Annotated in this window: 12 protein-coding genes and 1 pseudogene; 4 read left to right on the forward strand and 9 right to left on the reverse strand. The window is 69.6% G+C overall.

Annotated elements, in window-relative coordinates:
• Positions 1-246: 246 nt before the first annotated feature.
• Positions 247-480, forward strand: coding sequence for a hypothetical protein (locus tag GPJ59_RS06685; RefSeq protein WP_258023972.1), 234 nt, complete (start codon positions 247-249; stop codon positions 478-480).
• A 94-nt stretch (positions 481-574) separates the two neighbouring features.
• Here GPJ59_RS06685 and GPJ59_RS06690 read toward each other — a convergent pair whose 3' ends face one another.
• The 8 genes and pseudogenes from GPJ59_RS06690 to GPJ59_RS06725 form a co-directional block, all read right to left on the reverse strand.
• A complete protein-coding gene (locus tag GPJ59_RS06690; protein WP_219665519.1) occupies positions 575-1,747 on the reverse strand; it encodes an acyl-CoA dehydrogenase family protein in 1,173 nt (390 codons plus the stop codon).
• 149 nt (positions 1,748-1,896) lie between these two features.
• Positions 1,897-2,613: a TetR/AcrR family transcriptional regulator gene (locus GPJ59_RS06695; RefSeq protein WP_219665520.1), complete on the reverse strand. Its 717-nt coding sequence runs from the start codon at positions 2,611-2,613 to the stop codon at positions 1,897-1,899.
• A 161-nt stretch (positions 2,614-2,774) separates the two neighbouring features.
• Positions 2,775-3,071 (reverse strand): hypothetical protein, encoded by a 297-nt coding sequence (locus GPJ59_RS06700; protein ID WP_219665521.1) that lies wholly within the window; start codon positions 3,069-3,071, stop codon positions 2,775-2,777.
• A gap of 10 nt (positions 3,072-3,081) precedes the next feature.
• Positions 3,082-4,410, reverse strand: a complete 1,329-nt coding sequence (locus GPJ59_RS06705) for a S8 family serine peptidase (RefSeq protein ID WP_258023973.1) — start codon at positions 4,408-4,410, stop codon at positions 3,082-3,084.
• Positions 4,411-4,560: 150 nt separating this feature from the next.
• Positions 4,561-4,710 carry an SCO1431 family membrane protein gene (locus GPJ59_RS06710; protein ID WP_258023974.1) on the reverse strand — a complete coding sequence of 50 codons (150 nt, stop codon included), beginning with the start codon at positions 4,708-4,710 and terminating at the stop codon, positions 4,561-4,563.
• Positions 4,711-4,881: 171 nt separating this feature from the next.
• The gene (locus GPJ59_RS06715) at positions 4,882-5,283 is read right to left on the reverse strand and encodes an Imm32 family immunity protein (protein WP_219665523.1); all 402 of its coding nucleotides are present in this window, start codon (positions 5,281-5,283) and stop codon (positions 4,882-4,884) included.
• A gap of 18 nt (positions 5,284-5,301) precedes the next feature.
• Entirely contained in the window at positions 5,302-14,097 is an 8,796-nt protein-coding gene (locus GPJ59_RS06720) for a SpvB/TcaC N-terminal domain-containing protein (protein ID WP_258023975.1), read from the reverse strand.
• A 406-nt stretch (positions 14,098-14,503) separates the two neighbouring features.
• Positions 14,504-15,338 (reverse strand): annotated as a pseudogene (locus GPJ59_RS06725) (IS701 family transposase).
• 395 nt (positions 15,339-15,733) lie between these two features.
• On the opposite strand from GPJ59_RS06725, the gene GPJ59_RS06730 reads away from it, so the two are divergent.
• From GPJ59_RS06730 to GPJ59_RS38850, 3 genes are all read left to right on the forward strand, one after another.
• Entirely contained in the window at positions 15,734-18,934 is a 3,201-nt protein-coding gene (locus GPJ59_RS06730; protein WP_219665524.1) for a tetratricopeptide repeat protein, read from the forward strand.
• Positions 18,935-19,194: 260 nt separating this feature from the next.
• Positions 19,195-19,587 (forward strand): hypothetical protein, encoded by a 393-nt coding sequence (locus GPJ59_RS06735; RefSeq protein WP_219665529.1) that lies wholly within the window; start codon positions 19,195-19,197, stop codon positions 19,585-19,587.
• Positions 19,588-19,607: 20 nt separating this feature from the next.
• Positions 19,608-19,928, forward strand: coding sequence for a tyrosine-type recombinase/integrase (locus tag GPJ59_RS38850; protein WP_374200792.1), 321 nt, complete (start codon positions 19,608-19,610; stop codon positions 19,926-19,928).
• Here the strand turns inward: GPJ59_RS38850 and GPJ59_RS06745 are convergent.
• The coding region (locus GPJ59_RS06745; RefSeq protein ID WP_219665525.1) for a peptidase C39 family protein at positions 19,834-21,143 on the reverse strand (1,310 nt) is incomplete at its 5' end. The genes GPJ59_RS38850 and GPJ59_RS06745 overlap by 95 nt on opposite strands.

Here is a 21,143-nt window from a genome sequence, read left to right on the forward strand (position 1 = left end):
TTCCTCCCAGGAGGGACGGGTCGGCTCAGCGGAATTGACGGTACGTCAGAAACCACTCCGCGGACCAGACTCCTGTCACACCCTGACAGCGGGACACGGCGTGCCAGGCCGGGGCCGGGGCTCGGCGGCCGGGGACGGGGCGGGACCGGGGGCCATGGGCCGGAGACGGGCCTCGGGGCCGGGGACACGTCGAACGCAGAGGCGCAGTGACCCCGGGGGCCGGGGCCGCGTTGGGCGGGTATGACCATGCTCGACACTTCAACAGGCAGACGGCGGCGCCCCGCACCCCCCGCCCCCGTACCCCCCGCCTTCGAAGAATCGGTTCAGCAGGCGGATCCGCCGATCTACAGCGCCCTGATCGACCGCTGGACCGTCGAGGGCCGGACCCTGCCGGGCCGCCGCGACCCGGAGTGGTCCCACCTCACCTCGTCCTCCGTGTGGCCGGGCGGCCCGCTCTTCTGCGAGCAGACCGCCCGCTGACACGGCGACGCCGCGACGGCAGGTGCCGTCGCGGCGTGGCGGTACGGGCGGGCCCCGCGGGTCCGCCGCGGTCGGGCGGCCCCGCGGGCGGGGATCAGCGGGATTCCGGGCCCGCCAGGTGGCGGGCGATGACCACGCGCTGGATCTGGTTCGTGCCCTCGACGATCTGGAGGACCTTCGCCTCGCGCATCAGGCGCTCCACCGGGAAGTCCTGCGTGTAGCCGTAGCCGCCGAGGACCTGGACCGCGTCCGTGGTCACGGACATGGCCGCGTCCGTGCAGAACAGCTTCGCCATCGCCGCCTGCCGCGAGAACGGCTTGCCGGCGTCGCGCAGCCGGGCCGCGGACAGGTACAGGGCGCGCCCCGCCTCGATCTTGGTGGCCATGTCCGCGAGCATGAAGCGCAGGCCCTGGAAGTCCGCGATGGGGTGGCCGAACTGCTTGCGGGCCAGCGCGTAGGCCAGGGCCTGGTCCAGCGCGGCCTGGGCGACGCCGATGGCGCAGGCGGCGATGCCCAGCCGGCCCGAGTCCAGGGCGCCCAGGGCGATCGTGAAGCCCTGGCCCTCCTCGCCGATGCGGCGGGAGTCCGGCACGCGCACCCCGTCGAAGTGCAGCTGGGCGGTGGGCGAGCCCTTCATGCCCATCTTCTTCTCGGGCGCCGCCGCGGACAGGCCCTCTGCGTCCCCGGGGACCAGGAAGGCGGTGATGCCCTTGGGGCCGTCGGCCCCGGTGCGGGCCAGGACCGTGTAGAAGTCGGCGACACCGCCGTGGGTGATCCACGCCTTGGTGCCGGTCAGCACCCAGTCGTCCCCGTCCCGGACGGCCTTGGTCGACAGGGAGGCGGCGTCGGACCCCGAGGAGGGCTCGGAGAGGCAGTAGGCGCCCAGCAGGCCGCCGCCCAGCATGGCGGACAGGTGCTCGGCCTTCTGCTTCTCGGTGCCGAAGCCGGCCAGGCCGTGGCAGGCGAGGGAGTGGACGCTGACGCCGAGGCCCACGGTGAGCCGGGCCGCGGCCAGCTCCTCCAGGACCTGGAGGTACACCTCGTAGGGCTGCTCGCCGCCGCCGTACTCGGCGTCGTACGGCAGACCCAGCAGTCCGGACTCGGACAGCAGTGTGAAGACCTCGCGCGGGAAGTGGCCGTCGGCCTCCTCCTCGGCGGCGCGCGGGGCGATCTCGCGCTGGGCGATCTCGCGTACGAGCGCGAGGAGGTCGCGGGACTCCTCGGTGGGCAGCTGTCGGTCCACCGGCTGCGGGGCGCGGTCGTTCATGGCGGCGCTCTCCTCCCTCGTCGGGCACGGCGACGGCGCGTGAGGTGTGGGACGCGCCGCCGGATTCGGTGCTGACGCAGCCATGTGCCGCCCCTCATGGATCGCAGGAGGAGCGCATCGGGTGGCTGCGGCGGGTCGAGTATGCCTGATCAGGCCGTTCCCGTCACGGGTGCAAGATCGAAGGGGGCCGGGGCGGGCGGAGGTGCCGGACACTCGGGGACGAACCCCTCGATCACCTCCAGAGTGGCACGCAGCTGGCGTACCAGCAGGGCGCAGAGCACGGTCCTGCTCGGACGGTCCGGTGGGCCGGGACGGTCCAGCGGGCCGGGACGGTCCGCCGGACCCGGTACGCCGATCCAGTCCAGCGTGACGGCCTCCACCCCGGCCAGCCAGCCGACCAGCGCGAGCCGGGCCAGCGGCGGGAGGGCGCGGTGCCCGTACGCGCCCTCGGCGACGGTCGCGGCCAGCTCCTCGCGGACGGCGTCCCGGACGGCCAGGACCTCGGCGTCGGAGCCGACGCCGCCGGTGACGAGGGTGCGGTAGGCCGCCCGGTGCCGGTCGGCGTAGCGGAGGTAGCCGTCCACGGTGCGGCGCACCCGCTCGGCGGCGGGCAGGCCCGGGTGTACGGCGGCCAGCGCGAGGAGGTCGCCGACGGAGTCCTCGATGACGGCGAGGTAGAAGCCGCGCTTGCTGGTGAAGTAGTAGTAGACGAGGCCCTTGGCCACGCCCGCCTGCTGGGCGATGTCGTCCATGGACAGGGCGTCGTACGGGGTGTCGCCGAACAGCCTGCGGCCGATCGCTATGAGTTCCGCCCTGCGTACCTGCGAGCGCCGGCTCCCACCATGTCGTCGACCTTGTTCCACCATCGTGCCCCAGACTTGTACAGCCCTGTACCACCACAGGATGCGGGGAAGTATCGCACCGGCGGGACGGGACGGGACGGGACGGGCGGGGTGGAAGGGGACGGGGGCCCAGTGGGGGCCGGTGGGACCCGGTGGGACCCGGTGTGACGGGCGTGGCGGACGGCCTACTGCACGGGAGAGTCCGGGTCCGGCAGCCGGTACTCGCGCTCCCGCTCCACGTCCTCGACCCCGTACGCTCCGCTCAGGGCGGCCAGCGCGTCCTCGGGCACGGTTCCCACGGCCGTGCCGATGGCCCGCTGCTCGGACTCGATGACCAGCCCGGCCCGCCGGGCGGCCGCAGCCGCCTCGTCGAAATGGTCCGGGTCGAGCGCGACGATGACCCTGACGCGGGGTGTCTCGTCGCTCGCGATGCGCGCATCGCCGCTCACGTGGCCCATCTCGCCTCCCAAGTAGTTCGCCATTCTCCTACCCCTAGGGTGCCTGTACCAGTCCCCGGCCTGCGTCCGACGCCGGGAGGACGAGTTCCCTCGTGCCCCCGCGCAACAGCGTCACGATCTGCGCGGCGGTCGCGTTCGGGTTCTGCTCCCAGAGCAGCGCGGTGACACCCGCGACGTGGGGCGTGGCCATGCTGGTGCCCGACAGCCGGCGGTATCCGCCGTCCCGCCACGTGGACAGCACGTCCACGCCCGGCCCCACCAGGTCGACCCCGCCGCCGTTCGGATTCATTCCGGCGCACGAGAACGGGGCGATCGTGAAGTCCGGTGCGATCGCGCCCACCGCGAGGACCGACGGGCAGTTGGCCGGCGTGCTCACGGGCCGCAGGTCCAGCGGGCGCCGGCTCTCGTTGCCCGCGGCCGCGACGATCACCTTGCCGCGCTTGAGGCACCGGCGGGCGGCGCGCTCGTAGATGCGCGAGAAGCCGTCGCCGAGGGCGACCGCCCCGCCCAGCGACATCGAGATGACCCGGACGTCCGCCCGGTCCATGGCCCAGTTGATGCCGTCGAGGATCTGCCCGTCGCTGCCCCGGCCCTGGTCGCTCAGCACCTTGGCGACGTAGATGTCGGCCTCGCACGCGACGCCGTAGCGCGGCCCGGTGGCGGGGTTGCGCGGGCCGCAGGCGGTGCCGGCGCAGTGGGTGCCGTGGCCGTGGCCGTCGTCGACCGCCTGTCCCGGGACGAAGGAGGCCGACTGCTTCACCCGGGCCGCCAGGTCCGGGTGGGCCGCGTCGATGCCGGTGTCCAGGATCGCCACCCCGACGCCCCTGCCGGTGAGGGCCGTCTCGGTCGCCAGGACGGCCTGCAGTCCCCAGGTCGCCTGGTCCTCGCTCCACTGCGGTCCGCGGCCCCCGGCCCGGGTGAGCGGGCGGGTGATCTGCCCGTCTCCGCGAACCCGTTCGACGAGGTCGGCCACCCCGTGCAGGTACCCCTCGAAATACTCGGCCGGGTGTGCCGCCACGTCCTTCTTGTAGGCGTGCAGCACCCGCTCCGGTTCCGCGCCGACCAGGGCCCGGCTGGAGGCGACAGTGGCTTCCAGAGCCAGCCGCTGGTCGCCCTCGACGGCCTCGACGACGGCGATGCCCAGATCGCCGAACACGACGGTTCCGCCCTGTCGCAGGGCCTGGGTGGCGGATTCACCGGCCTCGACGTGTTCCGCCACCGACACCCCGGCGCCCGAGGACAGTGCCTCCAGCCCGGCGCCGGGATCGTCCTGGTCGAGCAGGACCAGGTACCTGCCCGTGTACTCGACGTGCTTGGGTACTCCGTCGTCGGCCATCACGGTCGCGCTGTGCTCGTCGCTCATGCTCTTCGTCCTCGGTCGGCGGGCCCCCTCCATCGGTTCCGACCATAGGAAGAGGGGATCCGTGGCGCGCGGGCCGGCAGGCCATTCGGACCAGTACGCCGACGGGCCCGGTGCGCATACGCGCCCGGGCCCGGTGTTCCTGCCGTGCTCCTACAGCCAGCCGACCTGCGTCACGAACATGGCCACGACCACCACGAGCGTCCAGCCCATGACGTTCTCCAGCCAGCGGGACCCGTCCTCGGGCCCGCCGGTACGGACGGTACTGCGGGCCCGGTCCAGGGCGGCGCTGTTCGCGGTCATGGTGCCTCGCATCGCTGGTCGAGCAGGGGACGGATGTCCAATGTGCCAGCTGTTGCGGCTTCCGCGGGGGAGACGTTCGTCACCCCCACGCTCACCCCCACGCGCACCCCCACGCTCACGCCCGCGCCCGCGCCCGCGCGTTCGGGTGCGTCGTGTTTGCACCAAGCCACTTCAGGACGACTGGATCGAATCGCTGTCGATGGCGACAACCAACGAGCCCGACCACTTGTCCAGATAGTCATGCCCTGGAAAGTAATCCACATGAAGGTGGTCATCCTGATCCGCTTCCAATGCGAAGCTTTCGATGTTCTCGGCAAGGAGACAAAGGGACTCCAGTCTGCCTTCAATCGTCAAAGCTTCACCGCCTCCGGAAGAAGACATCCTAATCTTCCCGCTCGCTTGCTGAAATTCGATTCGCAGCAACGATCTGGCGTACGGGAAGGCATTTGAGACCTTCGACAGGAGGATTTCCCCTCTACCGCTCCGCAGCTTCCGCCCCAAGGCCAGCAACTCGGAGCGGGTTCCAGAAAGCTCCAATTCTCCGGTCGAACCGCCCTCCAATACTTTCAACATCGCGCCTCCTCCGATGGCCTAGGGCCAGTAGTCGCCCGGCCGGATCGTGGATGGATCGATTGCTGTGTGCGGATCCTTGAGCGGCCCACTAGTAACCGTTTTCCCATTGATCTGAGTTTCTAGATTCAGGTGCGGTCCCAGTTTCTGAACGTGCGCACTATTGGGGTTCACATCAAATCGCGCAATCTTCCTGGTCGTATTGCCAGCGTCGTCTACGGTCGTGCTCATGAACTGAACTCCGCCGCTGCCGGACCGCACCACCGTTGCATTGTCATCAACGTGTGCCGCGCCACGACTAACGGCCTCACCCATCGAAATATTGCAGTTATGAACGAGTACCGGCGTGCTTCCGGCCAGCACATAGTACGTATGCAGGTCATCGACCGTGAGGTTGTGGACCCGCTTGTGCTGGGTCCATGCGCGCACGGCGCTCACCTGGGTGTAGGTGCCGTTGCCGGTCTGCAGCAGCGTTCCGGGGACGATTTCCTTGGCGTAGAGCCACTTGCCGAGTTCGGGCGCCCAGAACGGGTGATTGTCCGTCGCGACGACCTTGCCCGAATGTTCGCCGGCGTTGGTGACGGTGATCTCGACCAGGTTCTTCTCGCCCTCACCGGTGATGAGCGCGGTGACCGTGCGCGGGCCGGTTTCTCCGGTCACCGGGTCGGTGGCGGTGACCTCGTCGCCGACGCGCACCTGTTCTATGGCCTTGTGGTTGCCGTCGGCCATCACGACCCCGGTGTCCGGGGTGAAGCTGTTGCAGGTCCCTGCCCCGGGGTCGGCGGCCTTGGGAGCAGATCCGCTGTCGGCCGGTTTCGGTGCCGGAGGGCTGTCCGCTGCTTTCGGTACGGGTGCGGTCTCGGCCGCCTTGGCCGTCGTTGCCGCGTCGGCGGCGTTGTTGGCGTTCTTGGCGGCCTGTGCGGCGTCGAGTGCCTTGTTGCCGTACTTGGCGGCGTTCGCCGCGTAGCCCGCGCCCGGGATGGCCGAGGCGGCGGAGAGGCCGGCGTTGACGTAGTCGCCTTCCGCGGCGTACCAGCCCGCGTTGGCCAGGTCGCCGACCTCACCGACGACCGGGACCATGCCGACGACGTCGAGGGTGGTGTGGCCGATCGTCTTCCACGACGGCATCTTCGGCCACTTGCCGGTCGGGTCGGTGAGCTTGACCGGGTTGTTGTGGGTGTAGGTGTAGGCGGCGAGGTTGCGCGGCTCGGCGATGCCGCCCGCCATGTCCCCGTCGAGGTAGTCGGGCAGCACCGGGTCGGTGCTCGCCCAGAGCTGGGTCCGCGGGTTGTAGTAGCGGGCTCCGTAGTAGTAGAGCCCGGTCTCCGCGTCGAGTTCCTTGCCGGTGAACTGGTAGGGCGTGTCCGCCTGTCCGGTCCGTTCCTCCACCCAGGTTTCCCCGTACGGGAAGTACTCCAGGTGCTCGGTGACCTTGCCCTGCTTGTCGGTGACATAGCCGGAGGAGCCTATGTGGTCGGCGTGGAAGAACTGCTGGGCGTCCTCGGGACCGGTGGTCGCGACGGCCTTGGTCGTCACGCGGCCGTCGCCGACGAAGACGTGCTTGTAGCCGGTGGTGTCGCGTTCGCTGTAGTAGCGGTTCGGGTAGAGAGAGAGTCCGTCGTCGCTGCGCTTGACGACGCGGTCGCCCTTGTCGTCGTAGACGTAGGAGACGGTGGCGCCGGCGCAGCCGCTCGGGTCCTGTGTGAGGGTGCCGGTCGCTGTGTCCTGGTTGCAGACGAGGCGGTTCTCCTCGTCCCACACGTACTGCCGGCGCTTGTCGGCGACGGCTGTGTTGACCGTTCCGATCAGGTTGCCGTTGGCGTCGTAGGCGTGGTCGATCGGACCGACCTTGGTCGGGGCGTGTGGCCGGGCGCCGGCGTAGGCGTACGTGTAGGCGTACGTCGTCCGGTCCTGGACGTCGCTCGGGTTGGACGGGTCCTCGACCGGTTCGATCGGCCCGGCTCCGCCGCCTCCGACCGGGAAGGCCGGGGTGCCGCCGGTGACCTCGTGGGTCTGCGACTTGCTCGTGGTGTTGTGGATCGAGTCGTAGCCCAGGCTCAGTGTGTACGTGTTGACCGCGTTGTTCTTGTCCGTGTACCGGCCGGACGCGGAGGTGAGCCGGTACTGGTCGTCGTATCCGTAGGTCTGGCTGCTCGGACCGCCGATGTCCCCGCCCTGCGGCGCGTTGTTCGCCAGCGAGGTGATGTTGCCGATCTTGTCGTACGTGTAGCCCAGGTTCTGGAACGCGGTTCCGCCCGGCTCCACGGACTTCAGTGCTGCGAGTCGGCGGTCCTCGGCGTCGTAGGTGTAGGTGGTGCGCACCCCGTTGCCGGTCTGCTGGAGGATCTTCTGCCCGAACTTGTCGTAGTCGATCCGGTCCAGGTACGTGTATCCGGTGCCGTTCTTGGATCCGGTGGCCCGGCCGACCTGGCCGCCCGAGTCGTAGGCGTAGGTCAGGACCTCGCCGTCGGGATAGGTCATCTCCAGCACACGGTTGAAGGCGTCGTAGCGCCAGGCGGTGGTGTAGGTGCGCGGGGCGTCGCGGACGGCGGTGATCGTGCGGGTCTCCTTGATCACCTCGCCCAGCGGCCCGTAGGCGCGCTGCACCGTTCCCGCCGCGTCGTGGACCTCGGTGACGCGCGAGGCCGCGTTGTCCGGTGCGCCGGGGGCTCCGTACTCGTAGGAGACGTTGTTCTCCGGGAACGTCGGGTAGCGGATGGCCTTCAGCCGTGAGTACTCGTAGTCGTACTCGACGGCCTTGTCCGCCGCCCGCAGGTTCGCGGTGATCTTCGACGTGACGTTCCCGGCGAGGTCGTAGCGCGTCTCGGAGCGCCCTGCGTCCGGGCTGTCGAACGACGTGCGGCGTCCCAGCGCGTCGTAGCCGGCTCGCGTGACGTTGTTCTTGTCGTCGGTGATCGTCGTGACCTGCCCCGTGGGGTCGTACGCGTAACTGGTCCAGATCGCCGAGGAGCCGTTGAACTCCTTCACCGAGGTGACGGCACCCCGGACGTCGGTGTAGGTGCGGCGCTCCTTGCCGTTGCCGTCGGTCACCGTCCGCTCGAAGCGGGTGGTGCCCGCCCGGTCCTGGCCGAATCCGTATCCGGTGCTGATGGTGACGCCGTCCGGCTGCACGGTCCTGACCGAACGGTCCAGAACGTCGAAGGTGTCCTTCGTGGGTGCCACGGTGTCGAAGGAGGCGTTGAACGTGGTGTTCGCGGCTCCCTTGTCCTCGGTCACCGGGTAGTACTTCTCCACGGCGCGGCCGAGGTGGTCGAACTTCAACCGGCCGGAGACCGTCATCACCTGGGTGGGCGTGGCCCCGGGCGAGGCGGACACCGAGGCGTCCTTCTTCGTCTGCAGGACACGCTTGAGCCCGTCGGCGAAGGTGACGGTGTCGATGGTGTCGTCGCGTACGCCCGCGGCGGCACGGTCGAGGTGCTTGGTCGTGGCGTACGGGACGGTCGCCTCGGGGTGGTAGCCGAAGGTGATCGTGGCCTGGTCGCCGTCCTTCTCGTAGGGCCCGGTCACCTTGTCGAGCCGGCCGACGCTGTCGTAGGACATCCGCAGCGGCTGGCCGTTCTGGTCGGTGTTCCGCTCCGGCTGGCCGTACTTGAGGTTGTACGCCGTGGACGAGCGGTAGCCGAAGCTGTCCTCGACGGACTCGACGTGTACGCCGACGGTGGTGTCGTAGCCGTACTCCAGCTTGTAGCGCTGCCCCTTGGCGTTGGCCGGACCGGTCACCGATTTCAGGTTCCCGTCCGGGTGGTACGTCAGGTCGGAGGCGGCCGGGGTGTCGTCGTCGAGGTACTCGCGTACCTGGCGCACGGCGCCGGTCGCGCAGTCGACGGTGGATTCGCGGTGGCGCAGGAGTGCGCCGGTGGCCGCGGCCTTCTGCCGTACCACGTTGGCGGTGCCGACGAGGTTCCGGTCGCGGCACTGCGTGTCGGAGCCGCTGTAGGCGAAGGCGGTCTCCAGGTCGTCCGCGGTGCCCTCGTCACCCGCGTCGAAGGTGCGGATGACGTTGCCGTACCCGTCGTAGGAAAGGTCGGTGAACGTGGACTTTCCCGCGGTGGCCGCGCCTTCGTAGTGCCTTTCCTCGACGCGGGTGAGCTGCGGGAAGACGGTGGCGGTCCGGCTCTTCGGGTCGGCTTCCTGGTCCGTGGAGGTGTCGAGCAGCCGGTAGGTGTTGAGTGTCTCGCGGTACGGGTGTCCGGCGCCGTCCTCGGTCAGCGTGCGGGTGAGCAGGCCGCGGCTCACGTATCCGTCGGTGCGGTACTCGTCGGTCACCGTGCGGCGAACGGCGTCGTCCGTACCGGTGTCGCGGTCCTCGGTCACCACGCGGCCGAAGCCGAGGAACTCGCGCTCCAGCCGATCGTAGCGGCCCTGCTCGTAGCGGAAGGTGGTCAGACTCGTGTCGGCACCATCACCCGCGAGCCCGTCGAACACCGAGGTGCGGGACAGCACCCAGCGGCTCTCCTGCATGTCGGCGGTGTTGCCCGACCGGGTGTAGTCCAGGTCGATACGGGCGCCCATCGGCCGGCTGACCGAGCGCAGCAGGTTGGTGCGGCCGGTCTTGTTGACCGCGACCAGGAGTTCGTCGTCCCGGGTGGACTTGACGTGGTCGGCCAGGCCGTCGCCGTTGACGTCCCGCAGGCTGGTTTCGGCCCGGCTGACGCCGGTGGACGCGTTGACGCCGGGGTTGAAGACGAAGACGCCGACGGGAGTGGGCAGGCCGACGGTGAAGTAGACGCCCCCGCCGAGGCTGGCGTTCTTGTCGACGGCGATGTCGGGGAAGCTGCCGCGGAAGGGGGCGGGCGCGGTGAAGCCGGTGCCGGTGTTGACCGCGACCTTGATCGGGTTGGCCCCGTCGGTGAACACCCGGTCGGTGAGGCCGTCGCCGTTGACGTCCGTCATGCTCGCGTTGGTGTACGAGGTTCCCAGCTCGGCGGACACGCCGCCCGCGAAGCCGTAGCGGTCGACGTTGAAGCCGAGGTTGACGCCGACGTTGCGGGTGGACGCGTCGTTGATCGGTCCGGCCGACCAGGGTTCGCGGGCGGCGAAGGAGTAGCCGAGGTTCAACTGGGCGTCGCCGTTGCCGAACACCTTGTCCGGCAGCCCGTCCCCGTTGATGTCCATCAGGTCGACGCGGACGTCGGACTCGCCGCCGCCGAGGCTGCCGCCGATGCCGAGCGACGGCTGGACCGCGCCGGTGGTGGCGGTGTTGGCGCTGGTGCCCGCGTCGGGCGCGGCCATGCCCAGTGCGCTGGCGATGGTGGCGGTCTCGCTGCCCGCGGAGAGCGACACGTTGCCGGAGACGTTGTCCGCCTCGCGGACGTTGCCGCCGAGGGTGCCGCGCGTGGCGCCGAGCGCGCCGGTCATGTCGGAGAACTGGATCTCCTTGGCGCCCACGACGTCGGGGTAGCCGTCGCCGTTGAGGTCGAGGTAGTCGACCGAACCCGCGGTGATCCCGCCGACCACGGTGCCGCCGAACGGGCCGGCCGCGAGGGTGGCCGACACCTGGCCGGTAACACCGCGGCGCATCACCGCCCGGTCGCCCGCCACGTCGGCGTCGGTGACGATGTCGATGGTGTCCGCGCCGAGGCGGGAACTCGTCGCCATCGCGGCGGTGACCCAGGAGGACTCGTCCTGGGCGGCCCAGCCGCCCTTGGCCGGTACGGGGGCGAACACCGCAAGCCGTGGCATGGTGAGCCGGGGATCCGCGGCGAACACCGGGACGTCCGCTTCCTTGGGCTCCTTGGGAAGTGCGTCCTTGAAGCTCTGGTCCAGCGTGAGTTCGGCCTGCTTGAGCGGCTGCGTGGCGCGGTCGCGGTTGCCCTGGTAGCCGATCACACCCCAGCCGCGGTAGGGCTGGGCGAAGGCGCCCTGCCCGACGGAACCGTGCATGGCGCTGGGCGCCGGGGTGAAGGTCGGCCAGCTGGAGGTCACGTCGTAGGTGACCGACGCGGACTGCTCGATGAGACTGCCGAGCAGTCTGGTGTCCGCCGTGGAGTAGTCGATGTAGAGCTCGTCGCCGGCGGTGACCGGCACGGTCAGGTCCAGGTTCGGACCGCCGAAGGGGGAGAGGTCCTTGGCTTGGAAGATCCGTTTGCCGAGCAGCTCCCCGCCGCGCTTCTTCACGGTCAACGCAATGTTGGCGTCACCGAAGAACCCGAAGTTGAGGGACACCTTCGGCCGCACCTTCAACTGGCCGGTCTTGGTGGCCTTGTAGGACTGCTGCGGCGCGGTGAGGGTGTTCGCCGGGTACATGGTCATGTCGTACGGCGGGGTGATCACCAGCGTGGGATCGCCCTTGGCGTCGACGACCGACTCGACCCCCTGCGCGGCCGTGTAGTGCGCCTTCGGCGCCCAGCTGACCGCCGAGGCGTCGATCGGGGAGTCGGTCTTCAGCTTCCACGACATCTTCTCGAACATGCTGACCGGGATGCTCACGTCGATCGCGGTGGTGCCGGTCGACGCGGCGGGCAGGACCTTGCGGAACACCTCTGCGCCGGGGTGGACGCCGTTGCCCTTCTCGATCACGACGGTCACGTCGTCCGAGGTGGCCTTGGACTTGACCACGTCCCCGGTCAGCCGCAGCGTGCCGTTCACCGGCACGGTCACCAAGGACGGCCTGCCGCCGAAGGTGAAGTCGGCCGACGCTCGGAAGACGGTGTTCGCCAGCCCGTTCGCGTCCGTGCCGGCCGGCAGGTCGGTGTAGGTGATCTCCGGGTCCCACGCCACGGTGTCGTACTTGCCGTCCAGAATGGACTGGGTACGGAAGTAGAGCGCGTCACCCTTCTTCACCGGGATCGACGCCACATTGCCCGGGGTGAACTCGGTGTGGTCGTCGGGGCCGATCCGCTGCGCCCAGAGTTCGGCGTCCTTGTGCTGGATGGTGACCCGCACACCGTCGGCCTTGGTGTAGGCCGCCCGTGCCGGGGAGGGATCCTGGGTCAGCTGTACGCGGCCGTCCACGCGGACGTTGCCGTCGAACGGCGCGACCCAGCGGCGCACCGTGTCCAGCAGCGGCGAGTTGTCCACCTGCTGGTTGAACTGCGCGGTCTGATCGCCGACGATCTCGCCGGTCACCGCGCCGCCCCCGACCGGCACCGGGGTGCGGCTGGAGTCCGCGCTGTAGGCGGGTTGCCCCTGGGCGTCCAGGTAGCCGAACAGCACGCCGCCGTTGTTCACCAGGTCGGCTATGCCATCGCCGTTGACGTCGCTGAAGAACCGGTCCGAGGTGGTCGTGGTGCCTACGAAGTCCAGCTGGGCCGAGGTGGTCAGGACGTATGACTCGACGCCGATGGTGCCGGACAGCGTGCGCTCGGTCGAGATTCCCGGGAGGTTGGTGAGCTTGACCGGCGTGTCGCCGAACTTCGGTTCACCCCCTGGTCTGGCCAGATTGGGCCGGTAGAACACGTCGTTGTTCTTGCGGAACACCTTGTCCGGCAGGTTGTCGCCGTTCACATCGGTCAGCGTCGACAGGCCGTCGGACTGGCCCGCGCTGAACCCGACCTTCAACCCGACGGAGCCCTCCTTGGTCGTCAGCCCCTGCACGTTGTAGCCCGCGAACAGGTGCGCCCCGAAGCCGGCCGACGTGTTCGCCGAGATCGCGCTGGCCTCGCCTTCGCGGATGTTCACCCCGAGGTCGTCGTCCGGCACCGACCAACCCGCCGCGTCGGCGAAGGTGTTGTAGCTCCCCGACGGGTCGCGCACGTCGTCGAAGTAGTCGAACGTGTGGGTGTTGAACAGCTGGTTGCTCTCGCTGAACTGTGACACCGAGGTGAGCAGCGTCTTGGCGAACGCGCCGGTCCGGTAGTTCAGCTCGTAGGCGCGGATCAGCTGGTCGTCCAGCTTGACCTCGACGCGCCGCAGCAGGTCGGCGGTGACCTTCTTGAACCCGTACTTGGCGTCGATCCGCACGTCCGCCCGGCGGGGCTCGTCACGCTCACGGTCCCGGATGAACGTCACCGAGTACCTGCCGTCGGTGTCGCCGCGGCCGGTGTAGGTGATCTTCTGCGGGTACAGGTCGCTGCCCGGCACCATGGAGCCCGCCGTGCCGCCGTCGGCCACCTTGGCGTACCGGTAGCGCAGGACGTTGTCGTTGCCGTCGCGGACCTCCCGCGCCGCCCAGGTGGCGACGCGGCCCTTGCCGTCGGTCAGCGTGCTGTCGGCCGTGCCGCCGAAGAGCGTGCGGACACCCTGCTTGTCGGTGACCTCCCACCAGTAGTTCGCGGGGCTGTCGCCGTGGCGCACGATCCGGTCGAACGAGCCTTCGACCCGGGAGTGGAACACCTTCTCCGCAGTGCGCGCCTGTAACTCGCTCCGGTGCGCCACCGGGGTCAGCTGCTCGCCGCCCAGCAGGTAGGTCTCGGTCTCCAGTCCGGCGTCGTAGCGCGGCACACCCCACCTTGTGTCGACCGTGACCATCGGGGTGGAGAGGTCCCACGCCACGCCGAGCCACCCGTTCGTGCCCGACGAGTTGTAGGTGACGGCCAGCTTCGGCTCCAGGCCGGCGCGGCCCTTCGGCACCTCCAGTGGGTACGACAAGCGCGCGTCACCGCTGTTGTTCGCCGAGGGCGCCTCGACCAGGTTCACCCCGGAGCCGGGGTCGGCCGCCTTGATGTCCTTGATCTGGTTCGGGTTGAACGACGTGCCCTCCGGCCCCTCCGGCCCGGTGACCGCCGACCCGACGTCCGGCACCGTCGCGGCGGTGCTGCGGAGCAGCTCGGGCGAGGAAAGCCCGGACATGGTGAGCACCATGGCCAGGATGACGGTCACGCCCGTCCGGCCGCGTACCACGCGCTGGACAGTCATCAAAGAACCCCCCGTGCCGCCGGACGTCCCCCGGAGCACGAGTCATCCGACGACCCCCACCCCCTGTACCGCCGAACGGTAGTTCGCGAGGCGGGTCGTTCGTACAGGCTTTCTGGACAAGGCCAGCTCGTGTGGTCACGATCCGGCAACGGAGTTCTGGCCGATGTGAGGGGCAATCGTCCAAGCCGTTCGCGTCCCTTGAGCCGTGGCAGATGTGTCAGCCATACTTCGCCGGCAACCCGGACTGCCTCCAGGCCCACCGCGTCAGTCGCGTCGTAGAGGCCACTTGTGGTGCTTTGTTAGGTGGTGTCGTAGGGGTGCCATGGGATGGTTTGTCGGCAGGTGGGGCAGGTGGCGGTCCAGGTGGCGATGAGGTGTTGGAGGAGGTCCAGGGCCTGGTAGATGGTCAGGCCCTGGCAGGGGCCTTTGGGGTCCTCCGCTGTTCGGTCAGGAACAGGTGGGCGGCGGTGACGAGGGTGACGTACCGGTGCCAGCCGGCGAACGAGCGGCCCTCGAAGTGGTATGCGGGCTGGTGCGGGTCCGCTTCCTGCCCGTGAGCGGTCATCTCGGCTTTCGCCTGGAGGACATAGGCCAGGCACCGGTCTTCCAGGGCGTGCCGGAAGTCGGCGTTCGCGCCGTAGCCGGTGTCCGCCACCAACGCGGCGGGCCGCAGCCCGATCCCTGCGAGTTCGTCGAGCATGTCCAAGGCGAGCTGCCACTTGGGCCGGTGGTGTTCGCTCTCGGGGATGTGACATGCCTTGCGCCGACCGACTGCCTCGGCTCTGTCCCAGCTCTCGGGCAGGAACAGCCGCCAGGACAGAGCGCACGAGGCCGTGTCGGAGGCGGCGTGCACGCTCACGCCGATCTAGTTGCCGACCTTGCCCAAGGTGCCCGAGTACTGGCGGGCCACCCCGGGCGAAGCGGTGCCGTCCTTGGGGAGGCCGGTGTCGTCCACCACCCACACCTGCGGACGGACCACCCGCACGGCCCGCCATGCCAGTCCGGCCCGTACCTGTGCGACCGGCCAGGTGGAGGACGTCATGAACTGCTGCAACTGCTGGTGGTCGACACCGAGCCGTTCGGCCATCGGCTGCATCGACTTCCGGCGGCCGTCCAGCAGCAGGCCACGCAGATACAGGCCGCCCTTCGCGCCGCTGGTCCCGCCGCACCAGCGGCGCGAACACCTCGGAAGCGAACTCCTCCAACCGACCCCGACACTGCGCAAGCTCACCCGCCCTCATACAAGCAGCGAACTACCGAACACCAACCGTGACAAGACCAGCTAACAAGCACTACTAGGTTCTGTCGTCAAATGTCACGCCCACATCAGGAGTACCGAGACCGCTGACTCCTGCAAGGAGCGTGCCCGGCCTCCCATCGGCGATCGTATGAGTGACGAGTTGCCCGACTCCAAGCCACCTGCCCGCCGCCGCAGCCCGGCCGATACTGACCCGACATGGGGAACGCGTACGCTCCGTGCAGGAGAGCGAGACGTCCGACCGGCCCGGAGAACGGACCGAAATGAGTGCACTCAGCAAGCCATCAGTGCGGCAACTTCTTCCGGGCCGAGTCGCGCCCGGAAGCGGTAGAGAACAGTCGGCGTACATCGTCGGCGACGGGGGCGACGGGTTTTACGATGACGAACTTCACCTTTGAGGCAACAGGATCCGGGGCTGTCGCCGCCCATCACATTGGGACGGCGATCACCGGCCCGGTCACCATCCTCACGGCCGAGTTGCTGAACTCGGCGCGCGATGTCCAGGCGCCTGCCGCGTTCACCAACCTGCCGCCGATTCCGCTATGTCTGGGCCGCACGGACGCGCTGGGCTGGCTGCGCGGCACGCTCAAGGCGGAGCCCGGGCAGCGAGCCGCCCGGACTGCCGTCATCCAGGGCCTCGGCGGCGTCGGCAAGAGTACGCTGGCGCTCGAGTATGCCCACAGACACCGCCACGACCACACCGTGGCATGGTGGATCGCCGCTGGATCTCCCGCCAGCATCGAGCAATCGCTGGCCGACCTCGCACTACGGCTGATCCCCACGTGGGCCGGCACCGTATCGACCGAAGAGCGCGCCGCTTGGGCGATGATGTGGTTGCAGTGGCATCCAGGTTGGCTGCTGGTTTTCGACAATGTCGAAGATCCAGCCGATCTGCGGCCCTACATCGGCTCGCTGAACGGCTACGTCATCGCCACCAGCCGACGGTCGGCCGGCTGGCCGACATCCGTCGCGACGCTGGCCCTGGACGTACTCGACCTGGCTGCGGCGTGTGAACTCCTCTGTAGGTATGCGCTCGGCGAGAACCCGCCGACCCACCGCCAGGTGCATGAAGCCCGGGCCCTCTCCGCTGACCTGGGGCAGCTTCCCATCGGTCTGATGCAGGCCGGCGCCTACCTGGCGCAGAACCCGACGATCGGCATCGAGCGCTACCGCCGAAGGCTGATCAGCGCGTTGGACAAGGCTGCTGAAGGCGTCGACCCAGAGCGCACCGTCGCCCGGATCTGGCGCCAGACGATCAGCACCCTCACGGAGCGCAGCCCCCTGGCAGTATCCGTCCTGTCCACGTTGGCGTGGCTGGCGCCCGATGACATCCCGGTGGAACTGCTGGCCCCTATCGCTGACGACAGCGACGAACTCCACGAGGCCCTTGGGGTCCTTGGCGTCTACTGCATGGTCTCCCTCACCCAGGACACGGTGAGCGTCCACCGACTGGTCCAGGCCACCCTCCGGAGCCAGTCGCCCTCTGGTGGCACGGCGTCGGCTGGCCGACTCGAAGCCGAACGGCTGCTGTGCGCCGCGGTCATCCCGCTGGGAGAACCGCCCGGCTCTGGCCGGTCCCCCGCATGGGATCGGCTGCTCCCACACCTCGTCGCACTCGCGGCCACCACTCCTGACGGGCACGCAGACACCTTTCCCGCCGGATGGTACGCAAGTGCCGCAAGCTATCTCCGTGGCCTCGGTCACGACGCCCGCGCCGTTCCGCTGCTCACAGCGGCCCTCGCCCGCTGCGAAGCGCTCGCCGGTGCCGAGCACGAACTCACCATGAAGGTCCGCGCGAACCTGGCCAACGTCTATCACGGAGCCGGTGACTTCGGCCGGTCCATCGCGATCCTCGAACCGATGGTCGCCCAATGTGCGCAGGTCTTCGGCGACTCGCACCCGGGGACGCTCACCGTGACCTCCAACCTTGCCAATTCCTACCGTGACTCCGGCGATCTGGCCCGTGCCGTCGCACTCCACGAAGAGACGTTGGTGCGACGTAGGCAAGCACTTGGCAACAACCACCCCGACACTCTCGTCAGCTGCGAGGAGTTGGCCCGCACCTATCACGCGTCCGGGGACCTGGATCGTGCCATCTCTCTGCATGTAGCGACCTTCACGCAGTACGAGCGATCGCTAGGACCAACCCATCCCGCCACGCTGACCAGCCGGAACGGCCTTGCGGCGGCCTACCTCGCCTCAGGCGACCTGTCCCGCGCCATTCCGATGTACACCGCCGTGCTCGCCCAACGGCAGCAGGCGCTCGGCGACAGCGATCCCGCAACCATCACCAGCCGGAGCAACCTCGCCTACGCCTATGCGATCGCCGGACGCCCCGACCGGGCGGCGCGGCATCTCGAAACGGCCCTGGCCCGGTGCGACGAGGTGTACGGCGAGGCGCACCCGGAGACCATTACCGTCCGCGCGAACCTCGGCTGCGCCTACCGGGACGCCGGGAACCCGTCCCGTTCGCTCCCACTGCTGGAGGCCGCGGCCGCGCAGAGCGCCCACCTGCTGGGCGACGCACACCCCCAGACACTGACCACCAGGAACGGGCTGGCGCAGGCGTACCAGGCCGCCGGGGACTCCGGACGGGCGATCGCCGAGTACGGCACCGTCCTCGAGCACCGTGCCGCGCTGCTCGGCGAGACCCACCCCCACACCCTCGCCACCCGCAGCGGCCTCGCGAAGGCCCACCTTGCGGCGGGCGACCCGGTGCGCGCCGTCCCGCTGTTCGAGACCGTCGTCGCCCAGTGCGAGCAGGTCTTCGGCGATGCGCACCCGGACACTCTGGCCAACTACATCGGCCTGGCCGACGCGCTGCGCCAGACGGACGATCCGGCACGGGCCGTGCATCTCGCGGAGACAACACTGGAACGGTGCATCCGGTCGCTCGGCGAGGACCACCCGCACACCGTGGTGTGTCGCAGCAACCTGGCCATTGCACACCTCACAGTCGGCGACCCCCAGCGCGCCGTCCAACTTCTCGAGGCCACCGTGCGAAAGGCCAGCCTCGTCTTCGGCGACACGCACCCTCACACTGTCACCGGCCGGACGAACCTGGCCGCCGCCCACCTCGAGTCCGGCAACGCGGCACAGGCAGTCGCCGTCCTGGAGGACATCCGCGCACAGCTGGAGGCCGAACTCGGCGGCGCCCACCCGCAAACACTCCACTGCACCACCATGCTGGCCCGCGCCCACGGCAGGTCTGGCAGCCCCGCCCAGGCGACCGAACTACTGGAACACAGCGTCGCGCTCACCGAGAAGGAACTCGGCGCCACCCACCCGGACACACTCGAGCAACGGCAGTGCCTGGCCGAGATCTACCGGTTCGACGGCCGACCCGATCTGGCCGTGCCACTGTACGAAGCCAACCTCTCCCATTGGCAACAGACCCTCGGCGACCACCCGAATGTCCTGACCGCCCAACTCGCCCTGGCGGACAGCCACCAGGAGGCCGGCGCACACCGAAAGGCGATCGCCCTCTATCGCGCAGCCCTCGACCGGATCGAGCCCGTCCTGGGCCCAGAGAACCCGCTCGTCGCACAGATCCGCGCAAGGATCGACTCAGCCAAGTAGGCCGCTTCGGCGGCTGGCCGTTCGTATGCCAGCGCAAGTTCTCCGTTTTCCCTGGTCAGCGGCCTGGTGGTCGAGGTATGGCCGGCTGCGCCAGAGTCAGGAAGGTGTTCGCTTAACCCGCGTGGAGTGAGGCCGATCGACGGGCCGCGAATTGCGGAGTCGCCGCGTGCGCGCTGGCTGGGCGTCCTAGTCTGATGCCCTGGCCTCAGTCAATAACGGGAATTCAGAGGTGGATTGTGGGAGCGGAGATCGTGCAGTTCATGGAGCAGGCAGGGCCGTATCTGAGCGCGGCCCTGGGTGCCTATGGTGCGGGGGTGCTGGCCCGGGCTGAGGACGCTGCTGTGGGAGCGACGGCGAACGCAGGGCGCAGTATTCTGCACGCGGTCTGGCGGCGCCGGAGCCCGGCCGGACGCCCGGAACTGGAGGCGGCGGTACGTGAGGCAGCCGAGGAACCGGGGGACGCCGATGCTGCTGCCGCCCTGCGCCAGCAGATCAAGCGGACGCTACGGGAGGATCCGCAGTTGCTTGCCGAACTGGCCGCCCAGCTTCCTGCGGCCGGTGCGGTGACGATCACCGCGTCTGGCGAGCGGTCCATCGCCGCACAGACCATCGGCACGGCCGTCACCGGCGACAACACCACGATCCAGCCGTGACCCTAACCCCCGCGCAAGTCGTGGACCGCGCGATCAGGCGGCTCGATCTGCCCGCATACAACCCGCACGACTTGCGGCATAAATGGACCACCGTGGCCCTGACCAACGGAGTGTCCATTCACGGAGTGTCTCGCCAGCTCGGACATCGTTCGATCAAGGTCACGGTGGACCGGTACGGCCACCTCACGCAGGACGGTCAGGAGCGGTGCCGTCAGATCGTGGAGACGGCCGTGGGGCCGTGCATGCTCACAGCAGGCCGAGCTTCTGCAGCGCGCTGTGCTGACTTGGTGCTGACTCGACCGGCCAGAAGATGTAACAGATACCGCCGGTACCGCTTTTGACCTTGCCGTTCGCGTCGTACCGCTTGGTCCGCAGCCAGACGTTCTCCCACTCCCGGCGGCGGTAGACCCGCCGGACGGCGCTGTTGGTGGGCGAGTTGGGGTCGTTGGCGATCACGTCGCCGGCCGGGGTGAAGCCGACGACGGTCATCAGGTGGCCCGCCGTGCCGTACCCGGCTCCGGTGAGTTCCTCCTTGCGGAAGGACTGCGAGGTGATCACCGGGATGCCCGCCCGGACCAGCCGCTCCAGGTCGGTGAGCGAGGTGAGGCGGGTCACCACGCCGGCCAGGCCGGGGTAGGTGGCCGCGTAGGCGGGGTTGAAGGGCCAGTTGCCGCAGCCCTTGTAGGCGTAGTCGTAGGTGTGCCGGGCCGCGTGGCAGACCTGCGGGTCGGAGTAGCCGGGCTCGACCCAGGCCAGGGCCTCGCGGGTGGGTTTGCGTCCCCAGTACTCGATGACCATCTGCGAGGAGGTGGGGCTGCACCAGGCCTCGCCGCCGTTGTCGTACTGGGGGTAGCGGCCGGTGTGCACCTCCTGCGAGTAGCGCGGCACGGGCAGCTCGTGGCCCGGGCCGGGGGTGGAGGCCGGCACCGTGAAGCGGTCGGGTACGTCCGAGGCCATCGCTCCCGCCAGCCACACCACGGGGGCCTCGGCGGCGCCCGGGCGGCGGTACAGGGTCAGCCGCAGCCGCCAGGCCCGCAGCCGCAGCCCGGAGGCGGGCCGGTCCACGGCCAGGGTGTCGGTCCACACGGTGGACCTCCCGTCGGTCTGCCCGTTCACCGAGGTGCGGCGGATGTCGGCGTCCGAGGAGGCCCAGCGGCCCATCACGTACCAGGGGGTGGCGGTGCCGTCGGTGTACGAGCCTCGCAGCTCGGCCTGGATCCAGCTGCCGGCGGGGGTGCGCGCGTTCCACGAGACGACGGCCTCGGTGGCGGGCACGGCCGGGCGGTGTACGGGCGAGGTCCAGGTCGCGTACTCCCAGGTGCTGCGGCGGCCGGTGTGCGGGTCGGCGTACTCGCTGCGGGCGGTGGCCGCCGCGAGGGTCAGGCCGGGGCGGTCGCCGGCGACGGCGGCCGTGCCCCGGTGGGTGCCGGCGCTCCAGTGCCGGTGGGTGTACCAGAACCGGTTGTCGACCGTGGGACCCGTGGCCGCCGCTCCTCCGGAGCCGCGCGGGGCGGGGGCGGCCGCGGCCGGGGTGCCGGCTGCGGGAACGGTGGCGG

The organism is Streptomyces bambusae (genome assembly GCF_019400985.1).
In the GTDB taxonomy this organism is placed as follows: domain Bacteria; phylum Actinomycetota; class Actinomycetes; order Streptomycetales; family Streptomycetaceae; genus Streptomyces; species Streptomyces bambusae_A.